Here is a 25,958-nt window from a genome sequence, read left to right on the forward strand (position 1 = left end):
CTTCTTCAGCACCTCGGCCGGCACGATCTTGATCGGGATGCGCGCCGTCTTGGCCTGGCTCTTCTGTTTGACCGTGGGATCGTAGGTCGGTGCAAGGGGGGTGCTCATCTGATGAACCGGTGAGTGACCAAAGGAGCGCTGTAGCGGCAAGTTCCATGCCGCCGCGCACCCGCCGGAAACCCTGTGCGCAGGTGCGACACCTGTCGCTTGTTCACCGGCAGATGCGACACCTGTCGCAGACAGGTGTCGCATCCACGTTGACTTGGCAGGCCGATACACCGCCCTGTCTCGCCCTGAAACGCCCTCAAACCGGGTTCCGGCACGGTCTCTTAAAGGGTATTCCCGCAGTTCTTCCGCAGATCCTGCTTTTGGCATGGCCTTTGCGCAGATGCACTTGCGAAACGCACCGCAGGTGTGGATCGACACCGGCCCCGGCGACCTCTTCGCCGGGGCGAGACACCCAGCCAGTCAAGGAGACACCACCATGAAACCTTCCGCAGAGCACCAGCTCTGGATGTACGAAAAGATGATCGAGATTCGGGAGTACGAAGAGACGATGGCCCGCATCTATCTCGAAGGAAAGCTGCCCCCACACATACAGAAAGGTCTGGCCTTCGACATCGGTGCGGGACCGGTGCCAGGCGAGATGCACCTGGCCGCGGGACAGGAGCCGGTGGCGGTGGGCGTGTGCGCCCATCTGCACGATGACGACACGGTGGTGGGCGCACACAGGCCGCACCACTTCGCGATCGCCAAAGGCGTTCCCCTCAAACCCATGACCGCCGAGATGTTCGGAAAGGACACCGGACTCGGTCGCGGCAAGGGCGGCCACATGCACCTGTTCGATCCGCTCCACAAGTTCAGCTGCAGCGGCATCATCGGCGCGAGCATGCCACCTGCCTGCGGGGCAGCCTTGGCTGCCAAGAAACGTGGCAAGAACTGGGTGGCCGTGGCCTTCTTCGGCGAGGGGGCCACCAACCAGGGCGCGTTCCACGAGTCCATGAACCTGGCCGCACTCTGGAAGCTGCCGGTGCTGTTCGTCTGCGAGGACAACAAGTACGCCATCTCGGTGGAGAAATCCGAATCGACCGCGGTGGCCTGGAACGCGGACCGCGCCGCCGCCTACGGGATGCCGGGCGTGCTGGTCGACCAGAACGACGCGGTGGCGGTGTACGAGGCGGCCGGTGTGGCCATCGAGCGGGCACGGCGCGGCGAAGGCCCGACCCTTCTGGAGGTCAAGACCGATCGCTACCTGGGCCACTTCCAGGGCGACCCGGAAACCTACCGGCCCAAGGGCGAGGTGGAAGCGTTGCGTTGCAACGACCCCATCCCGCGCCTGGGCGAACGCCTGCGGAGCACGGGCCTGCTCGACGACGCCCGGGACCAGGCGCTCCGCGCCCACGTCAGTGCCCGCATCACCGAGGCCTACGAGTACGGCCGCACCAGCCCCTATCCCCAACCCGAAGACGCCCTGCTGCACGTCTTCAACTGACGCAGCCATCGGAATCATCAGGAGACGACACATGAAAGCCAGGAAATTGACGATGGCCCAAGCCATCTCGGAGGCCATCGGCCAGGAAATGGAACGCGATGCGGAGGTCTTCGTCTTGGGCGAAGACGTGGGCAAGTACGGCGGCATCTTTGGCGCCACCGGCGGCCTGCTCGACAAGCACGGCAAGGACCGCATCATGGACACGCCAATCTCGGAGACCGCCTTCATCGGCACCGCGATCGGCGCTGCCGCAGAAGGCATGCGCCCAATCGCAGAGCTGATGTTCGTGGACTTCTTCGGCGTGTGCATGGACATGATCTACAACCACATGGCCAAGAACACCTACATGGCGGGCGGCAACATCAAGCTGCCCATGGTGCTCATGTCGGCAATCGGCGGCGGCTACAACGACGCGGCGCAGCACTCCCAGTGCCTGTACGCCACCTTCGCCCATATGCCCGGCATGAAGGTGGTGGTGCCCTCCAACGCCTACGACGCCAAGGGGCTGATGGCCCAGGCCATCCGTGACGACAACCCGGTGGTCTTCCTGTTCCACAAGGGCATCATGGGTCTGCCCTGGATGTCCTACTTCGAGGGCAGCACCAACGAGGTGCCCGAGTCGCCCTACACCATCCCGTTTGGTGAAGCCAAGGTCGTCCGCGAAGGCAGCGACCTGACCATCGTGACCCTGAGCCAGATGGTGCAGAAGTCGGTGCTGGCCGCGCAAGAGCTGGCCGAGGCGGGCATCGATGCCGAAGTGATCGACTTGCGCACCATCGTTCCGCTGGACAGGTCCGCGGTGTTGCGCTCGGTGCGCAAGACCGGCCGGCTGTTGATCGCCGATGAGGACTACCTCAGTTTTGGCCTGTCGGGCGAGATCGCCGCCCTGGTGGCCGAGAACCTGGACACGGTCCAGCTCAAGGCCTCCGTCAAACGCCTGGCTGTCCCCGATGTGCCCATCCCCTACAGCCGACCGCTGGAGCAATTCGTGATCCCCCAAGTCCACTCCATCGTTGCCGCCGCGCGTCAGCTGGTGGGCGCTTCACAACTCGAAGGAACCCTGGCATGAAAGACATCGTTCTCCCCCAAGACGCCTGGCAAGACGTCGAGCCCGGCACCGAGGCCTTGGTCGAAGAATGGCTGGTGAAAGCGGGTGACACCGTCAGCGCGGGCCAGGCGGTGGCCAGCGTGGTGGTGGTCAAGGCCAACCACGATGTGCTGGCACCGGAGGCCGGTGTCATCGAGCAGATCCTGGTTGCGGCCGAAGACACCTTCAAGCCTGGGCAGCCCCTGGCTGTGCTGCGGGTGGGCGCATGAACCCTGCGGTCGACCTCGCGCAGCCCTCGACGCCAGTGCTGCTTCCGCTCAAGGGATTGCGCGGGGCCATCGCGCGCAACATGAGCGCAGGCTGGCAGGCCCCCCGCGTGGCCATGGCGGCAGAGGTGGACATGACACGTTGCCTGGAACAGGTGGCGGGCCATGTGATGTCGGGCGACGCCGCCAAGCCCACCGTGACCGCATGGGTGCTGCGCGCTGTGGCGCAGGCACTGCGCCAGCACCCGGCGATGAACGCGCTGATGCGCGAGGGGGGCATCGAGAGGGTGTCATCGGTTCACCTCGGGCTGGCCGTGGCGATTCACGAGGGCTTGTCGGTGCCGGTGATCCGGGACGCCGAAGGCAAGTCGGTCATGGAACTGGCCAGCGAAGTCAGGGCAATGGCTGCTGGAGCCAAGGCGGGCATCTTGCCGCCGCGCGCATACCAGGGGGGCACCTTCACGGTCACCAACCTCGGCATGACGGGCATCGACTGGTTCACGCCCATCCTGAACCCGCCCCAGATCGGAATCATCGGGGTGAGCCGAGTGGCCAAGCGCCCGTTCGTCCGTGATGGGCAACTGGCGGTCGCTCCCATGACCACACTGACGCTGGTGTTCGACCACCGGGCGGTAGATGGCTACCCTGCCGCCCAGTTCCTTGCCTCGGTGCGGGAACGGCTCGAATCGGCTGAAGACCAGTGAGGTGCACCATGGCCGATCTGTCCGTCGCCGTCTGCGAACAGCTGTGGAACGAGGCGCAGCTACAGAGCCGCGTCACCGCGGCGGTGTTCCGGCTGTGGCGCTACCGCCAACCGGTCGTGGTGCTCGGGTGCTCCCAGCGGCGTCTACTGGCCGAGGTGGACGCGCACACCGGCCTGGAGGTCTTGCTGCGGGAATCGGGTGGCGGGGCGGTGTTGACCGGACCGTGGATGCTGGGTCTGTCGGTGGCCTTGCCGCCCGACCATCCGCTGGTCGGCACAAGTCCGGTGGGCAGCTACCGGTGGCTCGGAGAGACCATCGCACAGTCCTTGCAGGCCTGCGGCGTGCCGGCCGAAGCTGTTGCCCCCGAGGATCTGCGCGCCCGGGCCGCAGCCGGTGCTCCGGCGGGTCCCGATTGGGCCTGTTTCGGCGGCCTCTCACCCTGGGAGACCCTGTCCCGTGGTCGCAAGATCGCCGGGCTCGCCCAGGTTCGGCGCGCCCACGGCGTGCTGCTCGTCGGTGGAGTGCTGCTGGACCGGTCGCCCTGGACGCTGTTGTGCGACACGCTGGCGCGCCCGTCACACGACGCACAGAAGCTGGCCGACATCACCACCCACGGCCGCGCCGCGGGCGGAACCACCTTTGACCGGACGAACTTCGAGCGACGTCTGGAGCGCGCGCTTCAGACGTGTCTCCACCGGGAGATCTGTCCGGCCTGAACTTTCCCCACCCTCTTTTGGCACGCATCCCAGTGCCTCATTTGATCCAGAGCAACAGCAGAAGGAGACAAGCATGAACCACTCACCCAAAGAAGCTGCGCGCCACATGCGCGTGGTCGACAAAGTTGCCCCACTTGATCGTCGGGGCTTCCTGCGCGGCAGCGGCTTGGGGGCCATCGGCGTGACGGTCGTTCCGGTGACAGCCCTGGCAGGCCGATCCGCCTCGTCCGTGGAGCAGGCATTCCCCCGTTTGGGAGCTGCCGCCGGCCGCACCCTGGTGCGCATGGCCCGCGACATCTTTCCCCATGACCAGGTGCCGGACAAGTTCTACCTGCAGGCCGTGGCCCCGCACGACCTCGCCTCCGGACAGGATGCGGCGCTGAAGAAGCTGCTGGTCTCGGGTCTTTCGGACCTCGACGAACGTGCCCGCGCCCGATTTGGCAAGCCATATGCAGCGGTGCCCGCCGAGCCCGAACGCGTTGAACTGCTCAAGACCATCGAGACCACGCCGTTCTTCAAGGCGATCCACGGCGGTCTGGTGACTGGTCTTTACAACAACAAGGAGCTTTGGCCGTTGTTTGGCTACGAAGGGTCGTCCTGGCAAAAGGGCGGCTACGTCGATCGCGGCTTTGCCGACATCGACTGGCTCTGACTGCACCCCGGAAAAGGAGACAAATACCATGGCACAACAGGCGAAATTTGCACTCCATGACGACAGCGTCGTCGTGATCGTGGGCTCTGGTGCGGGCGGCGGCACCCTGGCCAACGAGCTGGCACAGCGCGGCGTGAAATGTGTGGTGCTGGAGGCCGGGAAGCACTACACACAAGAAGACTTCGAGAACGACGAGTGGGCGATGTTCAACAAGATCTCGTGGCTGGACAAGCGCATTTCGGCCGGTGGTTGGCACCACACGCAGACCTACCCCAACCTGCCGGCCTGGATCGTCAAGGGGGTGGGTGGCTCCACCGTGCATTGGTCGGGTGTGGCGCTGCGCTTCCAGGCCCATGATTTCCGCACCCGAACCACTTATGGCGAGATCAGTGGCGCGAACGTGCTGGATTGGCCCATCTCACTCAAGGAGCTGGAGCCCTACTACGATCTGGCTGAGAAGAAGATGGGCGTGGCCGGGAGCAAGGCCAGCGGCCTGCCGCCCATGCCTCCCAACAACCACCACAAGGTGATCGAGGCGGGTGCCCGGAAGATCGGCTACCAGCAGATCATCCGGCCGACAGCCGCCAATCCGGTCCCCTACGACGGCCGGCCGGGCTGCATGCAGATCGGCTTTTGCATGCAAGGCTGCAAGATCGGTGCGAAATGGTCCACGCTTTACACCGAGGTGCCCCGCGCGCAGGAAACCGGCCGGGTGGAACTGCGCTCCCAATGCATGGTGTTGCAGATCCAGCACGACAAATCCGGAAAGGCCAATGGCGTGCTCTATGTCGACCGCCAAGGGCGCAGGCAATTGCAGAAAGCGCGGGTCGTCTGCGTGGCGGGCAACTCGATCGAATCGCCACGGCTGCTTCTGAACTCGGCATCCAGCCTGTTCCCTGACGGTCTGGCCAACTCTTCCGGACAGGTCGGCCGCAACTACATGAACCACGCCACCGCTGCTGCGCTGTCCATCCACCGCAAACCTGTCTACATGTACCGGGGTTTCGATATCGCGGCGGTGATTGCCGACGAAGTGGCGCTCAACACCAGGCGAGGCTTCGTTGGCGGCTACTACCTCGAAGGACTTGCCCTGCACCTGCCGTACACGGCGGCATTTATGAGGCCCGGTGGCTGGGGCCGCGACTTCACTTCGGCCATCGACATGTACGACCACATGAGCTGCGTATGGGTCTGCGGCGAGGACCTGGCCCGCGAGCAAAACAACATCACCCTGCATGGCGCCGAAAAGGACCAGTACGGCCTGCCCGTGCCCATCGTGACCAAGACCTACCACGAAAACGACGAAAAAATTGCTGCACACGGCCTTGTGCAATGGCGCAAGGTGTCCGAAGCCGTGGGGGCCACGCGGGTCATCGACATGCCCGCATATCCCGCCAGCCACAACCTGGGCACCAACCGCATGAGCGCCCACGCGCGCGATGGCGTGGTGAACCGCTGGGGCCAGGCCCACGATGTCAAGAACCTGTTCATCTCGGATGGCAGCCAGTTCACCTCCAGTTCGGCCGCCAACCCGACGCTGACCATCGTGGCCCTTGCCATCAGGCAGGCGGAGCACATCGCCGGCGCCATGCAGCGGCGGGAGCTCTGAGCGACGGCCTGCGGTGGGAGAAGGATCGGTGAACCTGGCTTGGCGCTCCTACGGTAATGCGTCATCGGTACAGCCGCCTGTGGTGCTGCTGCACGGCCTGTTTGGCAGCGCGGTGCAGTGGCACCACATGGCCCTGCCGTTGTCTGCGCAACGGCAGGTGTTCACGGTGGACTGGCCCAACCATGGCCGTTCGCCCCATGTGGACAGGATGGATTACCCGCTGATGGCCGATGCACTGCGGTCCTTGTTCGACGAACTGCACATTGACCGTGCCCATGTCGTCGGTCACAGCATGGGTGGCAAAGCAGGCATGGTGTTCGCGTGCCAGTTTGGACAACGCGTGGAGAGCCTGGTGGTGCTGGACATCGCGCCGGTCACCTACACCGACCGCTTCACGCCTCTTGTCTACGCTGCACTGCGCTTGAACCTGCAGCAGATTCAGCGGCGCGAGGACGCCGACATCCATCTCGCCCGCCACGTGCGTTCCGGCCGTTTGCGTGCCATGCTGTTGCAGAACCTCGCTCGCAGGGACACATCCTGGGTCTGGCGCAATCACTGGGCGGGCATTGCCGCTTCCATGAAAGATCTGCTGGCCTTTCCCGCCACCCTGCGCAGCACGCCGTCAGTCACCCCCACGCTGTTCGTCCGCGGTTCGGCGTCCGGCTACCTGACGGCGGCACATCGACCACTGGTCACAGCCATGTTTCCTGCATCCAGGCATGCCGAGATAGCAGACGCTGGGCACTGGATTCACGCCGACCAACCGGCTGCACTGCTGCATTTGCTGCAAACATGGCTCCAGCAGCAGGCCGCTCAGCGATCAAGGATGTGCTGCGCTGCGGCGTGAAGAGATGTCCCCCCACCCGCTCCCGAAACGGTCACGTTCCCGACCTTCAGACCTATCATTGAGAAAGTGGAGACCACGGTGTCGCGGTGACCCAGCGGCAGCGACTGCCAGTCTCCCCACACAGAGACAGATGCGACCGCATTTGTGCGGGCGTCAGGAGACAAAGATGGCATTCAGCAGCCACTGGAGCGCACCCGGCCATGAGGCAGCCTCGGACTTGCCTTGGCGCGCAGACGACGTGATCGAACGCTCAAGGCGGCGGTCGATGGACGTGTACCGGCTCGATCCGGGACGCGCTGACCCGCCGCGCATCCTCACCGCGACGGCCCTGCAAGACCACCGCGTGCCCATGGAGGACCTACTCGATGTCGCCCGCAGCGGTATGGAGTCGCTGTTCCTGCAGATCCGCGACGCGGGATATGTGGTCCTGCTCGCGGATGCCCATGGCGTCGCCGTCGACTTCATCAACAACCCGTTGCTGGACCGCGAGCTTCGGCATGCCGGCCTGTACCTCGGCAGTTGCTGGTCCGAGGACAAAGAAGGCACCTGTGCCGTGGCGCTGGCGAACCTGGAGCATCGGCCCATCACGGTCCACCACGAAGAACATTTCCGCGCGCCCAACCGAGCCCTGACCTGCAGCGCTGCGCCTGTTCTGGGCGCAGACGGCAGGGTGCTGGCGGTGCTGGATGCATCCGCCTTGTATTCGCCGGACGACAAGCGCAGCCAGCATCTGGTGCTGCAAATGGTCAGATCGACCGCACGCATGGTCGAGAACGCCCAGTTTCTGAAACAGTTCGACCGCAACCTGGTGCTGCGGCTGGCGGGCCGGCGCGAGTTTCTTGAAGTGGCCACGGAGGGGTTGATGGCGCTGGATGAGAGGGGGATGATCGTTGCGACCAATCTGGCCTTCCAGCATTCCGTGGGGCGCACACCGGCCATGTTGACCGGCGCCCATGTGGAGGAAATTTTCGACGTGAAACTCGAGCGATTGCTTGGCGCTGCACAAGCCCACCCGGAGCCCCTGGCATTGCGTCTGCTGCATTCGGGCGAGCAGTGCTTTGGCCTGGTTCGGGGGCCACGAACATTCAGTTCCGGGATCGCACTTCAGCGACCGGTGATCCACCCCCCCAATGGAAGTGGTCTGCGCAAACTCGCTGGCAACGATGCCAACATGGCGCGCAACGTCCAGCAGGCCCTTCGTGTCGTTGACAAAGGCCTGGCGATCTTGCTTCAAGGGGAATCCGGCACTGGCAAAGAGGCCTTTGCCAAGGCGATCCATGAGGCCAGCGCGCGACGCTCCAAGGCTTTTGTCGCGGTGAATTGCGCCGCCATTCCGGACACCCTGATCGAAAGCGAGCTCTTCGGTTACAAGGAGGGCGCGTTCACCGGGGCACGCAGCAAGGGGGCGCGGGGAAAGATCCAGCAGGCCCACGGCGGCACGCTGTTTCTTGACGAAATCGGGGACATGCCGTTGGCGATGCAAACCCGCTTGCTGCGTGTGCTCGCCGAGCGCGAAGTCACGCCGCTCGGTTCGGAAACCCCGGTGCCCGTGGACATCCAGTTCGTCTGCGCCACGCACAGGGACCTCAACGGACTGGTCACCGACGGGCAGTTCCGCCTGGATCTCTTCTATCGCCTCAATGGCGTCACGTTGGTGCTGCCCTCCCTGCGCGAGCGCACGGACAGGGAAGACTTGATCTGCGAGCTTCTGCAGGAGGAAGGTCAGCTGCTCTATGCCCGTGCCAGTGTGGCCTCCCCCCAGGCATTGACCGCATTGCAGACCTACCACTGGCCAGGAAACATCCGTCAACTAAAGAACACACTCCGCGCCGCCCTGGCTTTGAGTGGTGGCGATTCCATCGAACTGGAACATCTCCCGCTTGAAATTCAGGGAGCGATGCGCGCCAGTTTGCCTCCATCCCGCATGTCAACGATCGACCTGCCGATGGCATCTGTCGACACCGCTGCGCGTTCGGAGCGGGATGTTCTGCTGCGGGTGCTGCGGGAGCACCAATGGAACATCACCGATGCGGCACGCAGCCTTGGCACATGCCGAGCGACTGTCTACCGCCGAATGCAAAAGCTGGGGATCGTCAGCCCCAACAGACAAGCCTGATGCACGCGACACCCACCTTTTGAGTGGCCTTTTGGCGTGCGACCGTTCCGGGCGACTGTCTGCCTCCGGCACTGGACTGAACCATCGAAGCCTTGGCTGCTGGAGCGGCGAAGGTCGGTCTCGGGCGCCAATTCAATCGAGGGCGGGGGCCGGCTCTGCCAGCAACTCCTTCAGACAGAGGTCGATCTGGGCGATCGCATCTGCGTCAGTGCCGAACAGGGCGAGGTGGCCGTCAAAGCTGGCGATAGGCCTGAATTCGCTGTTCGGAATCAGCTGCTGCTCAGCCTGGCAGTCAGACGGCGGGAAAAACATGTCGGTCGCGATGGGCATCACATAGGTTCTTGCACGGATACGCCCAAGGGCCGCGGCCTTGTCCCCGTTGGTGTGTCGACTGATGTCTCCGCGCTGCCATTTCCAGGCCATGCACAGCAAGTTGTTGGGATCCATCGGAGCGAAATAGCCGGTCATGAAACCGTCCACGAAAGCCTGCATGGACTCGAAGCCCAGCACCCGGTGGCGTCCACCCCGAAAGAACTCGGTGCTCCAGCCCATCACGGTCCACAGCTTGGCGTGGCGCTTGAGGCCGGCTGCGACATCGGCCGACGACCGATAGCGGCCTTCTTGGAATCCGGGGTCGGTGGTGATGGCCTCGACCAGTGTTTCGGTGAAGAGGAAGTCGTGCTCGGTGTTGCAGGCGGTACCTGCGATGGGGGCGGCACGTTCCACCATGTCGGGATGGCGCACGGCCCATTCGTAGGTTTGCTGCGCTCCCATGGAGCCTCCGGTGACCAGTGCCAGGCGCTGTATGCCGAAGTGCCGAGTCAACAGGCGGTGCTGGGCGCGCACGTCGTCGCCAATGCGCACCCTGGGAAAATTCGGCCCGGCCTGTGCACCGGTGGTGTTGTGGGGTGACACCGAAAGGCCGCTGCCAATCTGGTTGACAACGATGATGAAGTACTTGGCCGGGTCCAGTGCACGACCGGGGCCGATGTAGACCTGCTCCATGATCTTGCTGGTTCCCGAGTACCAGGTGGGCACCAGGATGGCGTTGTCCTTCGCTTCGTTGAGCTGGCCATGGGTGGACACGGCCAGTTCGCAGTGCTCCAGAACGCCGCCCTCTTCGAGGTCCAGGCGTCCGATGTCGATCAGCTGAAACGGGCCGTGGTTCTCTTGTGTGTAGTAGGTGTTCATGCTTGTCTCCGTGTTTGTCGTGAGGATGGGGCGGCCAGGAGTGACCGCCCCGGTTTTCAGCGGATGTCGAAGCCGGGATAGCCGGTTCGCGCCAGTTCATCGCATTTGGCGTGGTAGTGGCCCACTCCACCGATGTACGACAGCAGGCGGCGCGGCTTGCCATCCACGTTCGACCCCATGTACCAGGAGTCGGTCTTGACCACAAGCGTCTTGGCCGCGGTTTCATCGTGGTGCTGCACCCAGGCGTCCTCGAAGTCCTTGCTCGCTTCCACCACGGTCTTGCCTTGCTTGCGCAGGTGAGCAATGCAATCACTGATCCAGTCCACCTGCTGCTGCAGGCAGGTGGTCATGTTGCACAGCGCGGCAGACGGTGCGAGCGGCGCGCCAGTGGTGAACAGGTTGGGATAGCCATGCACTTGCAGGCCCATGGCGGTGCGAATCTCCTGTGACCACTGCTCCTTCAGAGAGCGGCCACCGCGGCCGCGGATGTCGATGCGACTGAGCGCGCCGGAACCGGCGTCAAAGCCGACAGCCAACACGATGATGTCCACCTCGTGCACCTTTCCGTCCGCGGTCTGTATGCCTTCGGGCACGATGCGTTCGATCGGGGTCTGCTGGCAGTCCACCGTCTCGACGTTGGGCTGCAGGTACACCTCCAGGTACCTGTTTTCCAGTGGTACGCGGTGGGTGCCAAAGCCGTAGTCCTTTGCAGACGGGATCAACAGCTTGCACAGCTGCGGGTTGTGTTGGAGGCGTTCGCGCATCTTGACCCGGACGAACTCCGAAACTTCTTCGCTCACCTGTTCGTCGAAGAACATTTCGGGGAACGAGGCCAGCCACAGTGCCAGCGAGCCGTCGTTCCACAGTTTTTCCAGCACGGCGGTGCGCTCGTCATGGGTTTTGTCGGCCCACGGACCGGCATCGAAGTCGTAGTCGAAGCCGGCAAAGGTCTCGCGCACGCGCTTCTTGAGTTGGTGGAACTGTGAACCCCACTTGGCCCATTCCTCGGCGCTGTACTTGGGGTTCTTCATCGGGATCACGTACTGGGGCGTGCGCACGAAGACCTTCATCGACCCGACCTCGGGCGCGATGGTCTGGATCACCTGGATGCCCGTGGCGCCTGTGCCCACCACAGCCACGCGCTTGCCCCTGAAGTCCACGGGGGTCTTGGGCCACAGGCCGGTGTGATAGATCTGGCCCTTGAAGCTGGCCTGGCCCGGAAAGCGGTCCGACAGAGGTGCTGAAAGCATGCCGCAGCAGGCAATCAGGAACTGTGCCTGGATCCTCTCTCCCTTGTCGGTGGTGATGTTCCAGCGGTTTTCCGCTTCGTCGAAATGGGCCGAGGCGATGCGGGTGCTGAACTGGATGTCCTTTTTCAAGTCCAGCTTGTCGGCCACATGGTTCAGCCAGCGCTCCGTTTCCGGTTGTGCAGGGAACCGCTCCGAGGGTTGCCATGACTTGTACAGCTCCTCCGAGAACCAGTACTGGTAGATCTCTGCCTGAGAGTCGAAGCGCGCGCCGGGGTAGCGGTTCCAGTACCAGGTGCCTCCCACGCCGGAAGCGGTGTCGTACGCCCGCACCGACATGCCCATTTCGCGAAGGCGGTGCAGTTGGTACAGGCCGGCCACGCCGGCTCCGATGACGACCGCGTCGTAGGCTGCAACGGCGGATTTCGACTGGCCTTGCCCGGCCTTTTCCAAAGTGATGGTGCCCATCTTGTCTCCTGTGACGTTCATGTTGGCCGGCAGTGCTGGCCGGCGGGTCCGGTACCCAAGCCTCAAAGAGCTTGTGTGATACCGAGAACGAATCTTGGAGACACCCGTTTCCCGGGTCTTGTCGATTTCAGGCGATTCTTTGTACCTGACGGTGAACCGGACGCAAGGTCTTTCGATGAGCGTCGGCTAGTCAGCCTTTTTCAGGCGTGCTGGTGTGACGCCAAGCCGGGCGCGGAAGACGCGTGTCATGTGCGCCTGATCTGAAAACCCGCATGCAAACGCCACTTCCTTGATGGCCATTAGTCCTTGGGACAGAAGACGACGGGCGCGTTCAACTCTTCGATCCATGACGTACGCATGAGCCGAGCGCCCGGTGCTGGTCTTGAAGTGTTTGGTGAAGGTCCACACGCCGAGTTCTGCCACCTGGGCCAATTGCTCGATGGTGATGTTCTCGTGCAGATGCACTTCAATGTACTCATCCAGTCGGCGCAAGCGACCTGGCGGGAGCGCTCCGGCCACGAAGCAGTCCTTGTAAGTCACGGCTGCATAACGACGCAGGAGATGCACCGTGAGTTGCATCGCCAAGGCCTCCGCGTACAAAGCCCCACCCAGTCCGCGCTGCTGCGCCTCCTGGGTGATGGCGTCGGTGATGTTGGTCACGAGGGGGTCCTGCGCGCGCAGCAGGTCCAGGAGTCGGACCTCGGCCACCGGCCGCTCCATGACATCCGAGGCCACCCTGCACATGAGGGCTTCCGACAAATAGGTGTGAGACACGTCGATGCACTGCGTCCAGTACCAGTGTGACGGCTCCGAGTGTGTCAGCAATGAAAAGACGCCGGGTTCACATGCGGCCTTGCTCCACTTGCCGTCCAGACAACGCTCCATGGGCGTCTGACCAGATCGATAGCGGACGATCATGACGTGATCCATCGGCGGGATCGGCACGTCCAGACCTGTGTACCGGTACGAACGGTGGGAAACCCCCTTCCAGCCGAGACCATCGCTCGCAGACATGACTCTGCCAGGCACCCAATTGGGCAGGTCCGGAGGGGATATCAACACTGGCATTTCGATATGGTTCAGGATTGCCTGCACCAAACATACCAGTGGAATCCTCAATAGGGTAAACCACTACGAAGCGGATCACCTGTGGTCGTCAGAACCGCCCTCTCCGCTTCGCCGATGGCTCATGGCACAACGATTGGCAGGCCAATCAGGTTCTGGAGGTCCTCATGCGCCATCCCATCGACAGCATCCACCAGTTTCAGTCCACGGGGAGTGCAGTCGAAGGTGGCCAGGTCTGTGTAGACACGCTTGACGCAGGCCAGTCCCGTGAGCGGATAGGCGCACCGCTCGACCAGCTTGCTGGCCCCTTGCTTGGTGAGAAGATCCATCATCACCCAGGTCTGCTTGGCGCCGATGGCCAGGTCCATCGCGCCGCCCACGGCTGGAATGGCACCCGGCTCGCCGGTGCTCCAGTTTGCGAGATCGCCGGTCGCCGAGACCTGGAAGGCGCCCAGCACGCAAATGTCGAGGTGGCCGCCGCGCATCATCGCGAAGCTGTCGGCATGGTGGAAGTAGGCGCCGCCGGGCAGCAGCGTGACCGGCTGCTTGCCGGCGTTGATGAGGTCGTAGTCCTCGTGGCCGGCAGCCGGTGCCGGCCCCATGCCGAGGATGCCGTTTTCGCTGTGCAGCACCACCTCCATCCCGGCCGGGATGTGGTTGGCCACCAGCGTCGGCATGCCGATGCCAAGGTTGACGTAGGCGCCGTCGTGGATGTCGCGGGCGACGCGCCGCGCGAGTTCGTTCTTGCTGCGGGGCTGGTAGGGTGTGCTCATGGGTGACCTGCTCAGGCAGCCTGCTTGAATCCGCCGGCCTGCGTGGCCACGCGTTCCACGCGCACGATGCGGCTCACGTGGATCCCGGGCGTGACGATGGCTTCGGGGTCGAGTTCGCCAAGCGCCACGATCTCGTGCACCGTGGCCACCGTGCGGCGGGCCGCCGTGGCCATCACCGGCCCGAAGTTGCGCGCGGCCTTGCGGTACGTGAGATTGCCCCAGCGGTCGCCGCGCTCCGCTTTCACCAGCGCAAGGTCGCCACGGATCGGCAACTCCAGCACGTAGTGCCGCCCGTCGATCACGCGCGTTTCCTTGCCGGCCGCGAGCTCGGTGCCATAACCGGTGGGCGTGAAGAAGGCGCCAATACCGGCCCCGGCGGCGCGCAGGCGCTCGGCGAGGTTGCCCTGCGGCACCAGTTCGAGTTCGATGCGGCCCGTCCGGTACAGCTCGTCGAACACCTGCGAATCGGCCTGGCGCGGAAAGCTGCAGACGATCTTGCGCACGCGGCCGGTCTTCAGCAGACGGGCCAGGCCCGTATCGCCGTTGCCGGCGTTGTTGTTGACGACGGTCAGGTCCCGGGCCCCCTGTTCGATCAGACCGTCGATCAGCTCGTTGGGGATGCCGGCGGTGCCGAAGCCGCCGACCAGCACCGTGGCGCCGTCGGGCGTGCCGGCCAGCGCTTCGGCGATGGAAGAAGCAATCTTGTCGATCATGGTGCCTCGTGGCGATGGAGAACGAAGTCGAAGCGCAGTTCGCGCCGGCCTTCTGCAGAGCCGGGCCAGGACGAGACGAGCGACGGGCGCACGCCGAACACCGGGTCGGATTCGAGGTGCGGATCGCCAGCGCGGAAGACGTGCGTGATCAGCGTGTCATGGCCGGGCGCGACGATGCGCACGTGCAGGTGCGCCGGCCGCCATGCCGACCGCCGCGATGCGTCGAGCAGGCGCCCGACGGGGCCGTCCGTCGGAATGGGGTACGGCACCGGCACGACGGACGTGAACCAGAACCGGCCCTGCGCATCGGTGCGCAGCACGCCCCGACCCTGCGCCGCCGGCAGGCCGGGGCGCTGCACGTCGTACAGGCCGTCGTCGTCCGACTGCCATACGTCGACCTCGGCGTCGGCGACCGGATCGCCGTCGCTGTTGCGCACCGATCCGAACACGGTGCACGGTTCTCCGCGCGCGCCGTTCGCGATGTCGCCACCGTTGGCGATGCGGGATGCCCCTTCCACGTGGAAGGGGCCGAACACCGTGGACTCGGTGCACCCGGCGGGCCGCTCGCTCTGCACGGCCACGACCTGCATCGACGCGCCGAGCACGTCGCTCAGCAGGATGAACTCCTGGCGCTTGTCGTCGCAGGTCTGGCCGACCGCGGTCAGGAACTCGATGCCCTGCATCCACTCGCGCTCGGTCAGCCCGGTCTCGCGGATGAAGCCGTGCAGGTGGCGAACCAGCGACGCGAGGATCTCGCGCAGGCGCGGGTCGGGCGTCGCCGCGAAGCTGTCGGCGACCTGTTGCAAGAGTGCATCGGAACCGGGGTTGTTCATCGTTGTGACTCCAATGTTGTATCGGGGTGGTGCGGCGAGGCGCGTTCGAAGTCGAGCTGGCTTCGCGCGCTGCGCAGCGGCCCGACCATGGCCTTCAGGTCCAGGTGGATGGGGTGCGTCTGGTAGGCGTCCAGATGGGCCCTGCTGGCGAACACCATCACGGCCCCGACGTCCCAGGCGTCGGCCGCGTCCACGACGTTGCGGCCGGTGTCCAGCGACAGCAGCCCGGGTATGCGCCCGCGCGTGGCCTCGACAGCCGCCACCACGGCCTGCGCCTGCGCCAGCCGCGCGGCTTCGTCCGTACCGTTGAGCCGCCAGGCCACGATGTGCACGATCGCCGTCATGGGTGCACCTTCAGCCGGCGCATGATCGGGAAAAGTGTCCAGCCCCAGCGTTGCTGGGCCCATCCCCACAGGCCCTGCTTGAAGAAGATGGTCACGACGATCGCCAGCGCGCCCAGCCCGAGCAGGTACCAGGTGCCATAGTCGCTGAACAGCTTGTTCAGCGCCCAGAAGATCAGCGCGCCGACGATCGGCCCCTCGATGCGGCCGATGCCGCCGATCACGACCATGAAGATCGCGAACGCCGTCCAGTTGACGCTGAAGGCGGCGTCCGGGCTGATGCGCAGGTTGCCGACGAAGTACAGCGCGCCCGCCAGCCCGGCGCCGAGCGCGGCCACCACGTACACCGCGAGCTTCATGCGCTGGACCGCGATACCCTGGCTTTCGGCCGCGACCTCGTTGTCGCGGATCGCCAGCAGTGCCAGCCCGCGCTTGCTGCGCAGGAAGAGGTACACCAGCGCCACCGACGCGACGACGCAGGCCAGTGCGGTCCAGAAAGTGACGCTCTCTCGCGTGGCCTTGTCGATGCCGCGCAGCGCGGTCAGGCTGGTGCCCGAGCCGCCGCCGACGAAACTGGCGTTGGCGAAGCTCAGCCGGAAGACCTCGGCGATCACCCAGGTGCCGATCGCGAAATAGCCGCCTTGCAGCCGGAACGCGATGCGCGACACCGGCACCGCGACCAGCCCGGCCGCCAGCGCCGCCAGCGGAATCGCGACGAACGGGTTCACGCCGGCGAAGTTGCCCAGCATCAGCATCACGTAGCCGCCGAAGCCGAAGAAGGCCTGTTGCCCGATGCTGACCATGCCGCCGTAGCCGGCCAGCAGGTTCCACATCATCGCGAAGATGAAGTAACAGGCAATCTCGACGAATTCGCGCAGCCAGCTCGATTCGGCCCAGAAGGGCATGCTCGCCGCCACGGCCACCAGCACCACGCTGGTCAGTGCGGCAGCGCGGCTGGCCGACCCGGAGCGGACGACCTCGTAGTGCATGTGTGCCATCTTCATCTCAGCCTCGGGTCTTCGGGAACAGGCCTTGCGGGCGCACCAGCAGCACCGCCAGGAACATCAGGTGGCCGAACCAGATCCCCCAGCCGGGGTCGATGCGGAACCCGATCTGCTGCGTCAGCCCCAGCACCATCGCGCCGACGAAGGTGCCCCAGAACGAGCCCATGCCGCCGATGATCACGGCCTCGAACGCGAACAGCAGCAGGAGCGGTCCATCGGCCGGCGAGACGGTCGTGCGCGTCGCCTGCAGCAGACCAGCCAGCGCGATGACGAGGAAGGCAATGCCGGTGGCCAGCGCGCAGACCTTGCGAGCGTCCAGGCCCATCAGTTCGGCGATCTCGCGGTCGTCCGACACGGCGCGAAACGCCCGCCCGACGGCGGTGCGCTGGAACAGCTGCTGCAGTGCCACCGTGCAGCCCACCGCGAGGCCGAAGATCACCAGCGGCAGCACGCCCAGCGACAGATCGCCCGGCAGCTGAACGCTCTGCAGGTTCAACCCGCCGGATTCGAGGGAACGCGGGTCGGCCGAGAACAGCTCGAGCAAGGCGTTCTGGATCACGATCGACAGGCCGAAGGTCACCACCAGCGACGGCAGCGGGTCCTTGCCCAGCGTGCCGTTGAGCACCCAACGCTGCACCGCATAGCCAAAGCCGAACGACAGGGGCAGCAGCACCAGCGCCACCCCCAGCGGCGACCAGGCCAGCGCCGCCGTGGCGGCGATGGCGCCGAAGGCCGCCAGCACGACGAAGTCACCGTGCGCCGTGTTGGTCAGCCGCATCACGCCGAACATCAGCGACAGGCCGAGTGCGAACAGGCAGTACAGGCCGCCGAGCAGCAGGCCTTGCAGCAGCACCTCGATCATGCGGTCACCTCCTCGGCCGGGGCATCGAGGCCGAAGTAGGCCTGCGAAATCTGCCCGGGCGTCAGCGCATCGCTGGCGCCTTCAAGCGAGACGCGGCCTTCCTGCAGACAGTACAGGCGCTGCGACACCCGCTGCGCGACCATCACGTCCTGCTCCACGATCACCACGCTCATGCCTTCGGCGGTGATGGCCGGCATCGCGTCGTAGATCTCCTTGATCACGATCGGCGCCAGGCCCAGGCTCAGCTCGTCGCACAACAGCACGCGCGGGTTGCTCATCAGCGCGCGGCCGATGGCCACCATCTGCTGCTGCCCGCCGGACAGCGCGGTACCGGGCTGGTGCCTCTTCTGCTCCAGCACCGGGAACATGCTGTACAGGCGCCGCAGCGACCACGGGCCGGTGCGGCCAGCGAAGGCGCCCATCAGCAGGTTCTCCTCGACCGACAGCGATGGAAAGAGCCGCCGCCCCTCCGGCACCATCGCCAGGCCCATCTTGACGATCTGGCCCGGCGCAAGGCCGCCGATGGCCTGGCCTTCGAACTGCACAGCGTCGCGCGCGACCTTCACGAGGCCAGTCAGGCTCTTCAGCAGGGTACTCTTTCCCGCGCCGTTGGCGCCGATCACGGCGACGAGTTCACCTTCGCCCAGCCGGAAGTCGATGCCGAACAGCGCCTGCGCGTCGCCGTAGTGCGCCTGCAGCGCACGCGTCTCAACCAGGCTCATGCTTCCATCCCCATGTAGACGCGGCGGACCACGGGATCGTTCATCACCGCGTGCGGCTCGCCTTCGGCCAGCTGCTGGCCGAAGTTGATGACGAACAACCGGTCGGCGATGGACAGCAGCGCGTGCACCACGTGCTCGATCCAGATCATCGTCACGCCGCTGGCCTTGATGCGGCGCAGTTCGTCGACCAGCTCGCGCGCCTCGGGTTCGGTCAGCCCGCCGGCGATCTCGTCCAGCAGCAGCAGCTTTGGCCGCGTGGCGAGCGCCCGGGCCAGCTCCAGGCGCTTGCGGTTCAGCAAGGTCAGCTTGCCGGCCGGCGTGTTGGCGTGCGGCATGAGGCCGGTCTGCTCCAGCACCTCGCACGCGGTGTCCCAGGCCTCGGCCTCGGACTGCCGGGCGCCGAAGCAAGCGGCCGTCACCAGGTTCTCGAACACCGACAGGTTGCCGAAGGGCTGCGGTACCTGGTAGCTGCGCCCGATGCCGGCCTGGCAGCGCTGGTGCGGCTTGCGGCGCGTCACGTCCTGGCCTTCGTACTCGATGCGGCCCTGGTCGGGCCGCACGTCGCCGGAGATGAGATTGAACAGCGTCGTCTTGCCGGCCCCGTTGGGGCCCAGGATGCCCAGCGTCTCGCCCTCACCAACCGCCAGCGAGATGCCGTCGGTCACCCTGACGGCCCCGTAGGACTTGCTGACGTTGTGCAGCACCAGCAGCGGCATGGCGGTCTCAGATCGGCTTGAGTGCGCCGCCGGTCGGGACGCTTGGTGCCGCCTCGTTGTTGACGACGACCAGTTCGACCTTGTTCTTCGTGCCCTTGACCCATTGGCCCAGCACCAGCGGCGTCTTGCTGACGTTCTTCATCGGGCCTGCACCGCCCCACTTCACCGGGCCCACCACCGTATCGAGCTTCGTGGCAGCGACGGCGTCTCGCACATCGGAAGCCTTCAGCGACCGGGTGCGCCTCAGCGCATCGGCGGCGACCTCGAACAGCGCGTGGGCGAAGCCGATCGGCTGCGTCCACTGCTTCTTCGTGCCCGCTTCATAGGCCTCGGCCAGCGCCTTGGCGCTCTGCCTGGTCAGGGACGAGCTGAAAGGGTGCGACGGGGTCCACCACACTTCGGTGGTCAGGCCGTAGCCGAGCTCGCCCAGCGCCTCGATGGCCCCGGGGAACAGCAGCGCCTTGCCCAGCGTGATGACCTTGGGCTTGAATCCCTGTTGACGGGCCTGGGTCAGGAACGTCTTGGCGTCCGGCGGGATCACGACGCCGGTGACGATCTCCACGCCGTCGCGCTTGAAGGCGGCGATCTGCGCGCTGAAGTCCTGCGTGCCGTTCTGGAAACGGCCGGGGTCGGTGAGGCTGTAGCCCATGCCGGCCAGTGGCTTGGGGAAGCCCAGCTCCTTGTCGCCCCAGGCGTTGCCGTCCCCGTCGTTCGGGAACAGGCCGCCCACCTTCTTGTTCGTCGCCACGCTCTTCCAGCCGTTGGTGAAGTTCGCGATGACGTCTTCCAGGCCCCAGAACAGGTGATAGGTGTAGCTGAAGCCTTTGGCCGGGTCGCCCTTTCGGCCGAAAAACCACGGTTGCCACGGCACGACGGAACTGATGCAGGGCACCTCGTTGAGCTCGCAGGCATCGCTCACCGGATTGGCCGTCTCCGGCGTGCCAGCCGTCAGCACCAGCGCGACCTTGTCCTTCAGGATCAGGTCGTTGGCCACCTCACCGGCGCGATTGGGGTTCGACTGGCTGTCCTTCAGCACGATCTGCACGTCGACCTTCTTCCCGCCGATGATCAGGCCATCCTTGAACGCGGCCTTCATCTGCTCGATGACCCACTTGTCCGCTTCACCGAAGGGGGCCAGCGGGCCGGTCTGCGGCGACACGTAGCCGATCTTCAGCGTGTCGGCGGCCAAGGCGCGCGACGTGGCTGCTGCGGTGGCCAGCGCGGCGGTGGCCTGGACGAAGGTGCGGCGATTGAGCGTCATGGTTGTCTCCTGGTTATCGGTCGGCGAAATTCAGGCGTCGGGCGGTGTGCCGTCGAAGGCGCGCTGCAGCAGTTGGCGCAAGGCATCGCGCTCCAGCGGGCGCGGGTTCGGGTACGGCGTGGCGGCCGCGAGGTCCGCCGCGCGGTCCAGGCCTTCGGCCGACATGCCGATGGCCGCGAGCGAGGTCGGGGCGTTGTGGCGGCGCGCGAGCTCGAACACCGCGCGCGGCGCGCTCGTCCCGCCCAATGCGCGCGACACGCGGGCCATGGCCTCGGGCGCCGCGGCGGCGTTGTAGGCCAGCGCGTGCGGAAGGATCACCGTGTGCACCTCGGCGTGTGGCAGGTTGAAGCTGCCGCCCAGCGTGTGGCACAGCTTGTGATGCAGGCCCATCGCCACACTGCCGAGCACCGAGCCGCACAGCCAGGCGCCATACAGCGCATCACCCCGCGCCGCCAGGTCCTGCGGGTCGGCCTGCAGCGGGGCCAGGGCGGCCGCGCTGGCTCGGATGCCCTCCTCGGCCATCAGTGCGACCACCGGGTTGCCATCGTGCGCGTACAGGCCTTCGGCCGCATGGGCGATCGCGTTGAGCGCGCTGGTGACAGTCAAGCCGTAGGGCAGCGTGAGCGTCAGCTCCGGGTCGTAGATGACCGTACGGGGCCGCACGCGGTCGTCGCGGCCGGTCTTCTTGACGCCGGCCTCGGTGATGCCCCAGATGCTGGTCATCTCGCTGCCGGCGTAGGTGGTGGGCACGGCCAGGATCGGCAGCGCGCTCTCCAGCGCGATGGCCTTGCCCAGGCCGGTGGTCGAGCCGCCGCCGATGGCCACCGCACAATCGGCACCCAGGCGTTCTGCCTCCTCGCGCGCCGCGCGCGCCGTCTCCACGGGCACATGCATCACGGCGCGGGCAAAGATGCCGGCCGCGCGCTTGCCCAGCAGCCCGGCCACGTGTTCGGCCGAAGCCACCTGCTCGGGGGTGGCCAGCACCAGGGCGCGGCGCGCCCCGAGGCGGTCGATCTCGGCGGCCAGCGAACCCAAAGCACCGGCACCGAACACCACGCGCGTCGGCGCCGCCTGGTAGGTGAAGGTTTTCATGCGGCGGGGCGCGGATACCACGGCGGGATCTGCGCGTCGACGTTGACCCAAACGCTCTTGACCTGCGTGTACTCGCGCATCGCGTCGAAGCCCATCTCGCGGCCGTAGCCGCTCTGTCCCACGCCGCCGAATGGCGAGCCGGGATTGACGCGCTTGTACGAATTGATCCAGACCATGCCGGCGTGCAGGTCGCGGGCGAAGCGGTGCGCGCGCTGCAGGTTCGACGTCCACAGACCCGATCCCAGACCATAGTCGGTGCCGTTGGCGATCTCCAGGGCTTCGGCGTCGTCCTTGAAGGTCAGCACGGTGACGAAGGGCCCGAAGACCTCTTCCTGCGCCACGCGGTCGCGCCAGCTGCGGGCCTTCACGATGGTCGGCTCGACGTAACAGCCGCGCGCCAGTTCGGCCGCGACGGGTGCGCGGCCGCCGGCCACGATCTCGCCACCCTGCTCTGCGGCCACCTGCGCATAGGACAGCACGCGGTCGCGGTGCAGCGCGCTCGTCAGCGGGCCCATCTCGGTGGCCGCGTCGAGCGGGTTGCCCAGCCGGATGCTGCGCGCCAGCGTGGTGAAGCGTTCGAGGAACTCGTCGGCTATTGCGGAGTGCAGCATCAGCCGGCTGCCGGCGATGCAGGCCTGGCCCTGGTTGTGGAAGATGGCCCACGCGCTGCCATTGACCGCGGCCGTCAGGTTGGCGTCCTCGAACACGATGTTCGGGCCCTTGCCGCCCAGCTCCAGCTGCACCTTCTTGAGGTTGCCGGCGCTGGCCTGCACGATGCGCTTGCCGGTGGCGGTGCTGCCGGTGAACGCGACCTTCGCGATGCCTGGGTGCTCGGCGATGTACTGGCCGGCCACGCTGCCCAGGCCCGGCACGATGTTGACCACGCCTTCGGGGATGCCGGCCTCGGCCATCAGCTCGGCGATCTTCAGGCTGGTCAGCGGCGTGATCTCCGCCGGCTTCATCACGATGGTGTTGCCGGCGGCCAGCGCCGGCGCCATCTTCCAGCTGGTGAACATCAGCGGGAAGTTCCACGGCACGACTTGGCCGACCACACCCACCGGCTCGCGCAAGGTGTAGTTCAGGAAGCCCGCCTCGACCGGAATCGTCTCGCCCTGGAACTTGTCGGCCATGCCGCCGAAGTAACGGTAGCAGGCCGCCGTGCGCGGCACGTCCAGCGCGCGGCTGTCCTTGATCGGATGGCCGGTGTCCAGGGACTCCAGCCGTGCCAGCTCCTCGGCGTTGGCCTCGATCAGGTCGGCCAGCTTGAGCAGGATGCGGCCGCGGTCTGCGGCCGCCATGCGGCTCCACTTCGGAAAGGCACGCTGCGCAGCCGCCACAGCCAGGTCCACGTCGGCCCGGCCCGCCATCGCCACGTCGGCGATCGGCGTGTTGTCGTGCGGGTTCAGCGTCGGCTGCGTCTCGCCCGAAAGCGCATCGACAAATTGCCCGCCGATGAAGAGTTGGTGCCGGATGGGCGTGCGCAGCCCTGCCGCGGCCTGGATGTCCGCGAGATTCATGGAGAACTCCGAAGGGAAGAGAGAGAGTGGCACGGCGATGGCCGCGCCGCGGAAGCTCAGAACTTGACCGGCACTTCGGGTGCTTCGCCCTTCTGGATCTCGTAGACCAGATTCGGGCTGCCGTTCTCCCACACCAGCAGCATGCTGCGCTTGGGGCTGTAGCCCTGGTGGCGGCAGTAGGCGGGCATGGCGGCCATGTCACCCGCCTTCATGATCACGCGGGCCAGCGGCTTGCCGGTGGTCTTGTCCGCGCAGTCCCAGTGGATCTCGTCGCACATCTGGAAGAACCACTCCACGCGATCGTTGGCGTGGATGATCGGCAGGATGTGCTCTTCGGTGGTGGGGCACATGTAGCTGTGCTTCACGACGCTGGTGAACGAGGGGTTCCACGTCACCTGGCTGCGCGAGAGGAAGGCGAACAGGTTGAAGGCGTGCACCTCGTTCTCGAAGCCGGGCTCGGGGTGCAGTTCGGGCGCGTCCTGCGGCACGTCGGCGAAGGCGCGGTTGACCGGCGCTCCTCGCTCGTCGGTGCGCAGCGCAAGGTCGCCCTTCAAGCCGACACAACGCGTGGCCAGTTCCCGTGCGCGCGTGATGGCCGGCCCGTTGTGTCCGCTCTTGCGGCCATAAGGGGTTCCGGTTTCCTGCGGAGCGGCGAACGGATCGAAGCCCTCATTGGTCCAGTCGTCCAGCATCTGCTCGAAGGTGCTGCGAATCTGGTCGGTCGGGAAGTTCTCGATGAGGTCCACGCCGGCGGCCTTCATCGTCGCGTTGTAGGTCCCCGCGTAGAGGTCGACGGACTTGTAGTGGTTGGTGGTGCCGAACACCGCGTCGAAGTTCACGCCGCCGTAGAAGAAGCCCCAGGCCACGTCGCGCATCAGGGCGCGCAGGAAATTGCCGATGTCCATGGTGTGCGACAGCGGCCGGCCGTCCCGCGTGGTCCAGCGGATGTGCGCGAAGTACTCGTCGCGCGCGAAGCTGAAGCTGCCGAGAGAGAAGTCCCGGTAGCCCAGCGTGGCGTCGGGTTGGGACGCAATGACAGTGGCGAGTTCGGTAGGTGCGTTCATTGGGATCTCCTGGTTCGCTCTGGTTTACTTCGTCTGGCAGATATCGGCCCACTTTTCCACCGACAGCTGTCCCTTGCACGTCTGGAGCACGAGGACGCCGGGTTGGGCCGCGCGGAATTGATAGGCCGAGTTCTTGGGCAACATGCCCTGGTGGCCTCGCCTGAGCTTCATCCACCCCATCCGCGCGCCACGCGGCTCGCCCTCGACCAGCACCGCGCCGTCGTGATCCGCGTCGGGCACCTGCTGCGCGGCATCGAGCTTGACCAGATGCACTTCAACCTCGCCGTCCATGCACAGGGCGAACTCGTCGTGCGCACAGGTGTACCACGGCGAGTCACTCTCTGCGCGCGCCACTTCAAGGACATAGATCTGGTTCTGTCCGAACACCACGCGCTCGTACGGCTTGCTGCCGGCGGCGATCTCGAAGCAGTTCGAGAAGGCGTAGTTCTTGACGTCGTCGTCGATGACTTCGACACGCCCTTTTTCGAAACTTGAAAGCGAGCCGAATTTTGTCTGGTAGGCCACGGTCATGGGATGTCTCCTGTGGTTCGTCTTGCAGCGGGTGCTGCGATGCAGGCGAACTTTAGGCAATGAAGCCGCTGGCCGGTAGGCGCTCGCCGACAATCGGATTGTTCGGTGTTGCAGAACAATCCCCCGGGTAAACCCGAGGACATTCAGACCGCGACCAGCTCGGCCGGCAGCAGGCCCCTGGCGATCAGCGCCGCATCCCAAGGGGGTATCTGCGAGAAAGCGGCAGCAATGTGCTGCACGAACAGCCTGAGCTTCAAGGATCTGCGCGAGGTGGCCGCGTACACCGCACTCAGCGAGAACGACGACAGCTGGTACGACGGCAGCACCACCTTCAGGTCGCCGTTCAATATGTCGGCCCCGGCCACCAGCGTAGGCAGGCAGACGATGCCCGCGTGCTCAAGTGCGTACTCGCGCAGCAGGTGCACGCTGTTGGTCAGGAGCGCCGCGGAAAGATACATCGTGAGTTCTTCGCCGCCCTGATGGAAAGTCCAGCGGTCGCGGGTCGGATAACCGGAGTACAGGCCTAGCGTGTGGTTGTGAAGATCCCTGGGCTCCTTGGGCGTGCCATGCGCGCGCAGGTACTTGGGCGTGGCGCAGAAGACGCGCCGCACGGGAAACAGCGGCCGCGAGACCAGTTCCGTCGAGGTGGCCGGAAATATCTGCAGCGCGCAATCGACGCCCGCCTTGACCGGGTCCACCACCGCGTCGCTGACGATCAGTTCAAGCCGGATGTCCGGGTAGCCGGTCTGGAATTCGCGCAGCAGCGAAGCGAAATGCCCCAGCACCAGCCCGGTCAACGCATGGACTCGCAACGCACCGGCCGGCTTGGCGCGCACGTCGCGCATCTGGTCGACGACGTCGTTGGCGCGTCCGACCAGATCGGCGCAATCGTGCAGGAAGGCTTGCCCCAGCTCGCTCAGACGCACGACCCGCGTGCTGCGGTGGAACAGCGGGGCGCCCAGGTAGTCCTCCAGCTGCTTGATCCGGGTCGTGACCACCGACTTGGCTACGCGCAGCTGACGCGCAGCCTCAGCAAAGCTCTGCGTCTGGGCCACACGGACGAAAGTCTCGATGTTTTGAAGGCGATCCATCAGGCCACCAGGCTCGC

At 65.6% G+C, this 25,958-nt stretch carries 26 protein-coding genes and 1 pseudogene; 9 read left to right on the forward strand and 18 right to left on the reverse strand.

Features of this window, described 5'->3' with window-relative positions; translation table 11 throughout:
* Positions 1–108 (reverse strand): annotated as a pseudogene (locus tag RCO38_RS23035) (lipoyl synthase); the annotation flags it as partial.
* Positions 109–484: 376 nt separating this feature from the next.
* Between RCO38_RS23035 and RCO38_RS23040 the strand changes: the two are divergent.
* The 9 genes from RCO38_RS23040 to RCO38_RS23080 all read left to right on the forward strand — a co-directional run bounded on the left by RCO38_RS23040 (position 485) and on the right by RCO38_RS23080 (position 9,450).
* Complete coding sequence (locus RCO38_RS23040; RefSeq protein ID WP_308330867.1) at positions 485–1,492, forward strand: thiamine pyrophosphate-dependent dehydrogenase E1 component subunit alpha; 1,008 nt, start codon at positions 485–487, stop codon at positions 1,490–1,492.
* A 31-nt stretch (positions 1,493–1,523) separates the two neighbouring features.
* Complete coding sequence (locus tag RCO38_RS23045; protein WP_308330868.1) at positions 1,524–2,561, forward strand: alpha-ketoacid dehydrogenase subunit beta; 1,038 nt, start codon at positions 1,524–1,526, stop codon at positions 2,559–2,561.
* On the forward strand, positions 2,558–2,809 hold the full coding sequence (locus RCO38_RS23050) for a lipoyl domain-containing protein (protein ID WP_308330869.1): 252 nt from the start codon (positions 2,558–2,560) through the stop codon (positions 2,807–2,809). The genes RCO38_RS23045 and RCO38_RS23050 overlap by 4 nt, the downstream gene beginning before the upstream one ends.
* Positions 2,806–3,510: a 2-oxo acid dehydrogenase subunit E2 gene (locus RCO38_RS23055; RefSeq protein ID WP_308330870.1), complete on the forward strand. Its 705-nt coding sequence runs from the start codon at positions 2,806–2,808 to the stop codon at positions 3,508–3,510. The genes RCO38_RS23050 and RCO38_RS23055 overlap by 4 nt, the downstream gene beginning before the upstream one ends.
* An 8-nt stretch (positions 3,511–3,518) precedes the next feature.
* Entirely contained in the window at positions 3,519–4,226 is a 708-nt protein-coding gene (locus tag RCO38_RS23060) for a lipoate--protein ligase family protein (protein ID WP_308330871.1), read from the forward strand.
* A 73-nt stretch (positions 4,227–4,299) separates the two neighbouring features.
* Entirely contained in the window at positions 4,300–4,878 is a 579-nt protein-coding gene (locus tag RCO38_RS23065; protein WP_308330872.1) for a gluconate 2-dehydrogenase subunit 3 family protein, read from the forward strand.
* A 28-nt stretch (positions 4,879–4,906) separates the two neighbouring features.
* Complete coding sequence (locus RCO38_RS23070; protein ID WP_308330873.1) at positions 4,907–6,487, forward strand: GMC family oxidoreductase; 1,581 nt, start codon at positions 4,907–4,909, stop codon at positions 6,485–6,487.
* A 28-nt stretch (positions 6,488–6,515) separates the two neighbouring features.
* Positions 6,516–7,334, forward strand: coding sequence for an alpha/beta fold hydrolase (locus RCO38_RS23075; RefSeq protein ID WP_308330874.1), 819 nt, complete (start codon positions 6,516–6,518; stop codon positions 7,332–7,334).
* Between the two features lie 166 nt (positions 7,335–7,500).
* Positions 7,501–9,450 carry a sigma-54-dependent Fis family transcriptional regulator gene (locus RCO38_RS23080; protein WP_308330875.1) on the forward strand — a complete coding sequence of 650 codons (1,950 nt, stop codon included), beginning with the start codon at positions 7,501–7,503 and terminating at the stop codon, positions 9,448–9,450.
* A 132-nt stretch (positions 9,451–9,582) separates the two neighbouring features.
* Here RCO38_RS23080 and RCO38_RS23085 read toward each other — a convergent pair whose 3' ends face one another.
* The 17 genes from RCO38_RS23085 to RCO38_RS23165 form a co-directional block, all read right to left on the reverse strand.
* Positions 9,583–10,641, reverse strand: coding sequence for an alpha/beta fold hydrolase (locus RCO38_RS23085; protein WP_308330877.1), 1,059 nt, complete (start codon positions 10,639–10,641; stop codon positions 9,583–9,585).
* Between the two features lie 56 nt (positions 10,642–10,697).
* A complete protein-coding gene (locus RCO38_RS23090) occupies positions 10,698–12,356 on the reverse strand; it encodes a flavin-containing monooxygenase (protein WP_308330878.1) in 1,659 nt (552 codons plus the stop codon).
* Between the two features lie 186 nt (positions 12,357–12,542).
* Positions 12,543–13,274 (reverse strand): AraC family transcriptional regulator, encoded by a 732-nt coding sequence (locus RCO38_RS23095; RefSeq protein ID WP_308330880.1) that lies wholly within the window; start codon positions 13,272–13,274, stop codon positions 12,543–12,545.
* 269 nt (positions 13,275–13,543) lie between these two features.
* Positions 13,544–14,194: a 3-oxoacid CoA-transferase subunit B gene (locus tag RCO38_RS23100; RefSeq protein ID WP_308330881.1), complete on the reverse strand. Its 651-nt coding sequence runs from the start codon at positions 14,192–14,194 to the stop codon at positions 13,544–13,546.
* 11 nt (positions 14,195–14,205) lie between these two features.
* The gene (locus RCO38_RS23105; protein ID WP_308330882.1) at positions 14,206–14,907 is read right to left on the reverse strand and encodes a 3-oxoacid CoA-transferase subunit A; all 702 of its coding nucleotides are present in this window, start codon (positions 14,905–14,907) and stop codon (positions 14,206–14,208) included.
* The gene (locus RCO38_RS23110) at positions 14,904–15,740 is read right to left on the reverse strand and encodes a dioxygenase family protein (protein WP_308330883.1); all 837 of its coding nucleotides are present in this window, start codon (positions 15,738–15,740) and stop codon (positions 14,904–14,906) included. The genes RCO38_RS23105 and RCO38_RS23110 overlap by 4 nt, the downstream gene beginning before the upstream one ends.
* Positions 15,737–16,084: a Dabb family protein gene (locus RCO38_RS23115; RefSeq protein WP_308330885.1), complete on the reverse strand. Its 348-nt coding sequence runs from the start codon at positions 16,082–16,084 to the stop codon at positions 15,737–15,739. The genes RCO38_RS23110 and RCO38_RS23115 overlap by 4 nt, the downstream gene beginning before the upstream one ends.
* Positions 16,081–17,079 (reverse strand): branched-chain amino acid ABC transporter permease, encoded by a 999-nt coding sequence (locus RCO38_RS23120; protein ID WP_308330886.1) that lies wholly within the window; start codon positions 17,077–17,079, stop codon positions 16,081–16,083. Before RCO38_RS23120 ends, RCO38_RS23115 begins: the two co-directional genes overlap by 4 nt.
* Positions 17,080–17,086: 7 nt before the next feature.
* The gene (locus RCO38_RS23125) at positions 17,087–17,947 is read right to left on the reverse strand and encodes a branched-chain amino acid ABC transporter permease (protein WP_308330887.1); all 861 of its coding nucleotides are present in this window, start codon (positions 17,945–17,947) and stop codon (positions 17,087–17,089) included.
* Positions 17,944–18,669 (reverse strand): ABC transporter ATP-binding protein, encoded by a 726-nt coding sequence (locus RCO38_RS23130; protein WP_308330888.1) that lies wholly within the window; start codon positions 18,667–18,669, stop codon positions 17,944–17,946. Before RCO38_RS23130 ends, RCO38_RS23125 begins: the two co-directional genes overlap by 4 nt.
* The gene (locus tag RCO38_RS23135; protein ID WP_308330890.1) at positions 18,666–19,385 is read right to left on the reverse strand and encodes an ABC transporter ATP-binding protein; all 720 of its coding nucleotides are present in this window, start codon (positions 19,383–19,385) and stop codon (positions 18,666–18,668) included. The genes RCO38_RS23130 and RCO38_RS23135 overlap by 4 nt, the downstream gene beginning before the upstream one ends.
* 7 nt (positions 19,386–19,392) lie before the next feature.
* On the reverse strand, positions 19,393–20,646 hold the full coding sequence (locus RCO38_RS23140; protein ID WP_308330892.1) for an ABC transporter substrate-binding protein: 1,254 nt from the start codon (positions 20,644–20,646) through the stop codon (positions 19,393–19,395).
* Positions 20,647–20,676: 30 nt separating this feature from the next.
* Positions 20,677–21,738 (reverse strand): maleylacetate reductase, encoded by a 1,062-nt coding sequence (locus RCO38_RS23145; protein ID WP_308330893.1) that lies wholly within the window; start codon positions 21,736–21,738, stop codon positions 20,677–20,679.
* Complete coding sequence (locus tag RCO38_RS23150) at positions 21,735–23,210, reverse strand: aldehyde dehydrogenase family protein (protein WP_308330992.1); 1,476 nt, start codon at positions 23,208–23,210, stop codon at positions 21,735–21,737. Before RCO38_RS23150 ends, RCO38_RS23145 begins: the two co-directional genes overlap by 4 nt.
* Positions 23,211–23,311: 101 nt before the next feature.
* A complete protein-coding gene (locus RCO38_RS23155) occupies positions 23,312–24,319 on the reverse strand; it encodes a hydroxyquinol 1,2-dioxygenase (RefSeq protein ID WP_308330894.1) in 1,008 nt (335 codons plus the stop codon).
* A gap of 24 nt (positions 24,320–24,343) precedes the next feature.
* Entirely contained in the window at positions 24,344–24,850 is a 507-nt protein-coding gene (locus RCO38_RS23160) for a hydroxyquinol 1,2-dioxygenase (RefSeq protein ID WP_308330895.1), read from the reverse strand.
* Between the two features lie 143 nt (positions 24,851–24,993).
* Positions 24,994–25,941 (reverse strand): LysR family transcriptional regulator, encoded by a 948-nt coding sequence (locus tag RCO38_RS23165; protein ID WP_308330896.1) that lies wholly within the window; start codon positions 25,939–25,941, stop codon positions 24,994–24,996.
* Positions 25,942–25,958: the final 17 nt, after the last annotated feature.

The sequence above is a fragment of the Hydrogenophaga pseudoflava genome (genome assembly GCF_031020795.1).
GTDB classification, from domain to species: Bacteria; Pseudomonadota; Gammaproteobacteria; order Burkholderiales; family Burkholderiaceae_C; genus Hydrogenophaga; species Hydrogenophaga pseudoflava_A.

Coding starts and splice junctions, on each gene's coding strand:
- RCO38_RS23040 (WP_308330867.1), top strand. CDS start 485: ATGAAACCTTCCGCAGAGCACCAGCTCTGGATGTACGAAAAGATGATC.
- RCO38_RS23045 (WP_308330868.1), top strand. CDS start 1,524: ATGAAAGCCAGGAAATTGACGATGGCCCAAGCCATCTCGGAGGCCATC.
- RCO38_RS23050 (WP_308330869.1), top strand. CDS start 2,558: ATGAAAGACATCGTTCTCCCCCAAGACGCCTGGCAAGACGTCGAGCCC.
- RCO38_RS23055 (WP_308330870.1), top strand. CDS start 2,806: ATGAACCCTGCGGTCGACCTCGCGCAGCCCTCGACGCCAGTGCTGCTT.
- RCO38_RS23060 (WP_308330871.1), top strand. CDS start 3,519: ATGGCCGATCTGTCCGTCGCCGTCTGCGAACAGCTGTGGAACGAGGCG.
- RCO38_RS23065 (WP_308330872.1), top strand. CDS start 4,300: ATGAACCACTCACCCAAAGAAGCTGCGCGCCACATGCGCGTGGTCGAC.
- RCO38_RS23070 (WP_308330873.1), top strand. CDS start 4,907: ATGGCACAACAGGCGAAATTTGCACTCCATGACGACAGCGTCGTCGTG.
- RCO38_RS23080 (WP_308330875.1), top strand. CDS start 7,501: ATGGCATTCAGCAGCCACTGGAGCGCACCCGGCCATGAGGCAGCCTCG.
- RCO38_RS23085 (WP_308330877.1), bottom strand. CDS start 10,641: ATGAACACCTACTACACACAAGAGAACCACGGCCCGTTTCAGCTGATC.
- RCO38_RS23090 (WP_308330878.1), bottom strand. CDS start 12,356: ATGGGCACCATCACTTTGGAAAAGGCCGGGCAAGGCCAGTCGAAATCC.
- RCO38_RS23095 (WP_308330880.1), bottom strand. CDS start 13,274: ATGATCGTCCGCTATCGATCTGGTCAGACGCCCATGGAGCGTTGTCTG.
- RCO38_RS23100 (WP_308330881.1), bottom strand. CDS start 14,194: ATGAGCACACCCTACCAGCCCCGCAGCAAGAACGAACTCGCGCGGCGC.
- RCO38_RS23105 (WP_308330882.1), bottom strand. CDS start 14,907: ATGATCGACAAGATTGCTTCTTCCATCGCCGAAGCGCTGGCCGGCACG.
- RCO38_RS23110 (WP_308330883.1), bottom strand. CDS start 15,740: ATGAACAACCCCGGTTCCGATGCACTCTTGCAACAGGTCGCCGACAGC.
- RCO38_RS23115 (WP_308330885.1), bottom strand. CDS start 16,084: ATGACGGCGATCGTGCACATCGTGGCCTGGCGGCTCAACGGTACGGAC.
- RCO38_RS23120 (WP_308330886.1), bottom strand. CDS start 17,079: ATGGCACACATGCACTACGAGGTCGTCCGCTCCGGGTCGGCCAGCCGC.
- RCO38_RS23125 (WP_308330887.1), bottom strand. CDS start 17,947: ATGATCGAGGTGCTGCTGCAAGGCCTGCTGCTCGGCGGCCTGTACTGC.
- RCO38_RS23130 (WP_308330888.1), bottom strand. CDS start 18,669: ATGAGCCTGGTTGAGACGCGTGCGCTGCAGGCGCACTACGGCGACGCG.
- RCO38_RS23135 (WP_308330890.1), bottom strand. CDS start 19,385: ATGCCGCTGCTGGTGCTGCACAACGTCAGCAAGTCCTACGGGGCCGTC.
- RCO38_RS23140 (WP_308330892.1), bottom strand. CDS start 20,646: ATGACGCTCAATCGCCGCACCTTCGTCCAGGCCACCGCCGCGCTGGCC.
- RCO38_RS23145 (WP_308330893.1), bottom strand. CDS start 21,738: ATGAAAACCTTCACCTACCAGGCGGCGCCGACGCGCGTGGTGTTCGGT.
- RCO38_RS23155 (WP_308330894.1), bottom strand. CDS start 24,319: ATGAACGCACCTACCGAACTCGCCACTGTCATTGCGTCCCAACCCGAC.
- RCO38_RS23160 (WP_308330895.1), bottom strand. CDS start 24,850: ATGACCGTGGCCTACCAGACAAAATTCGGCTCGCTTTCAAGTTTCGAA.
- RCO38_RS23165 (WP_308330896.1), bottom strand. CDS start 25,941: ATGGATCGCCTTCAAAACATCGAGACTTTCGTCCGTGTGGCCCAGACG.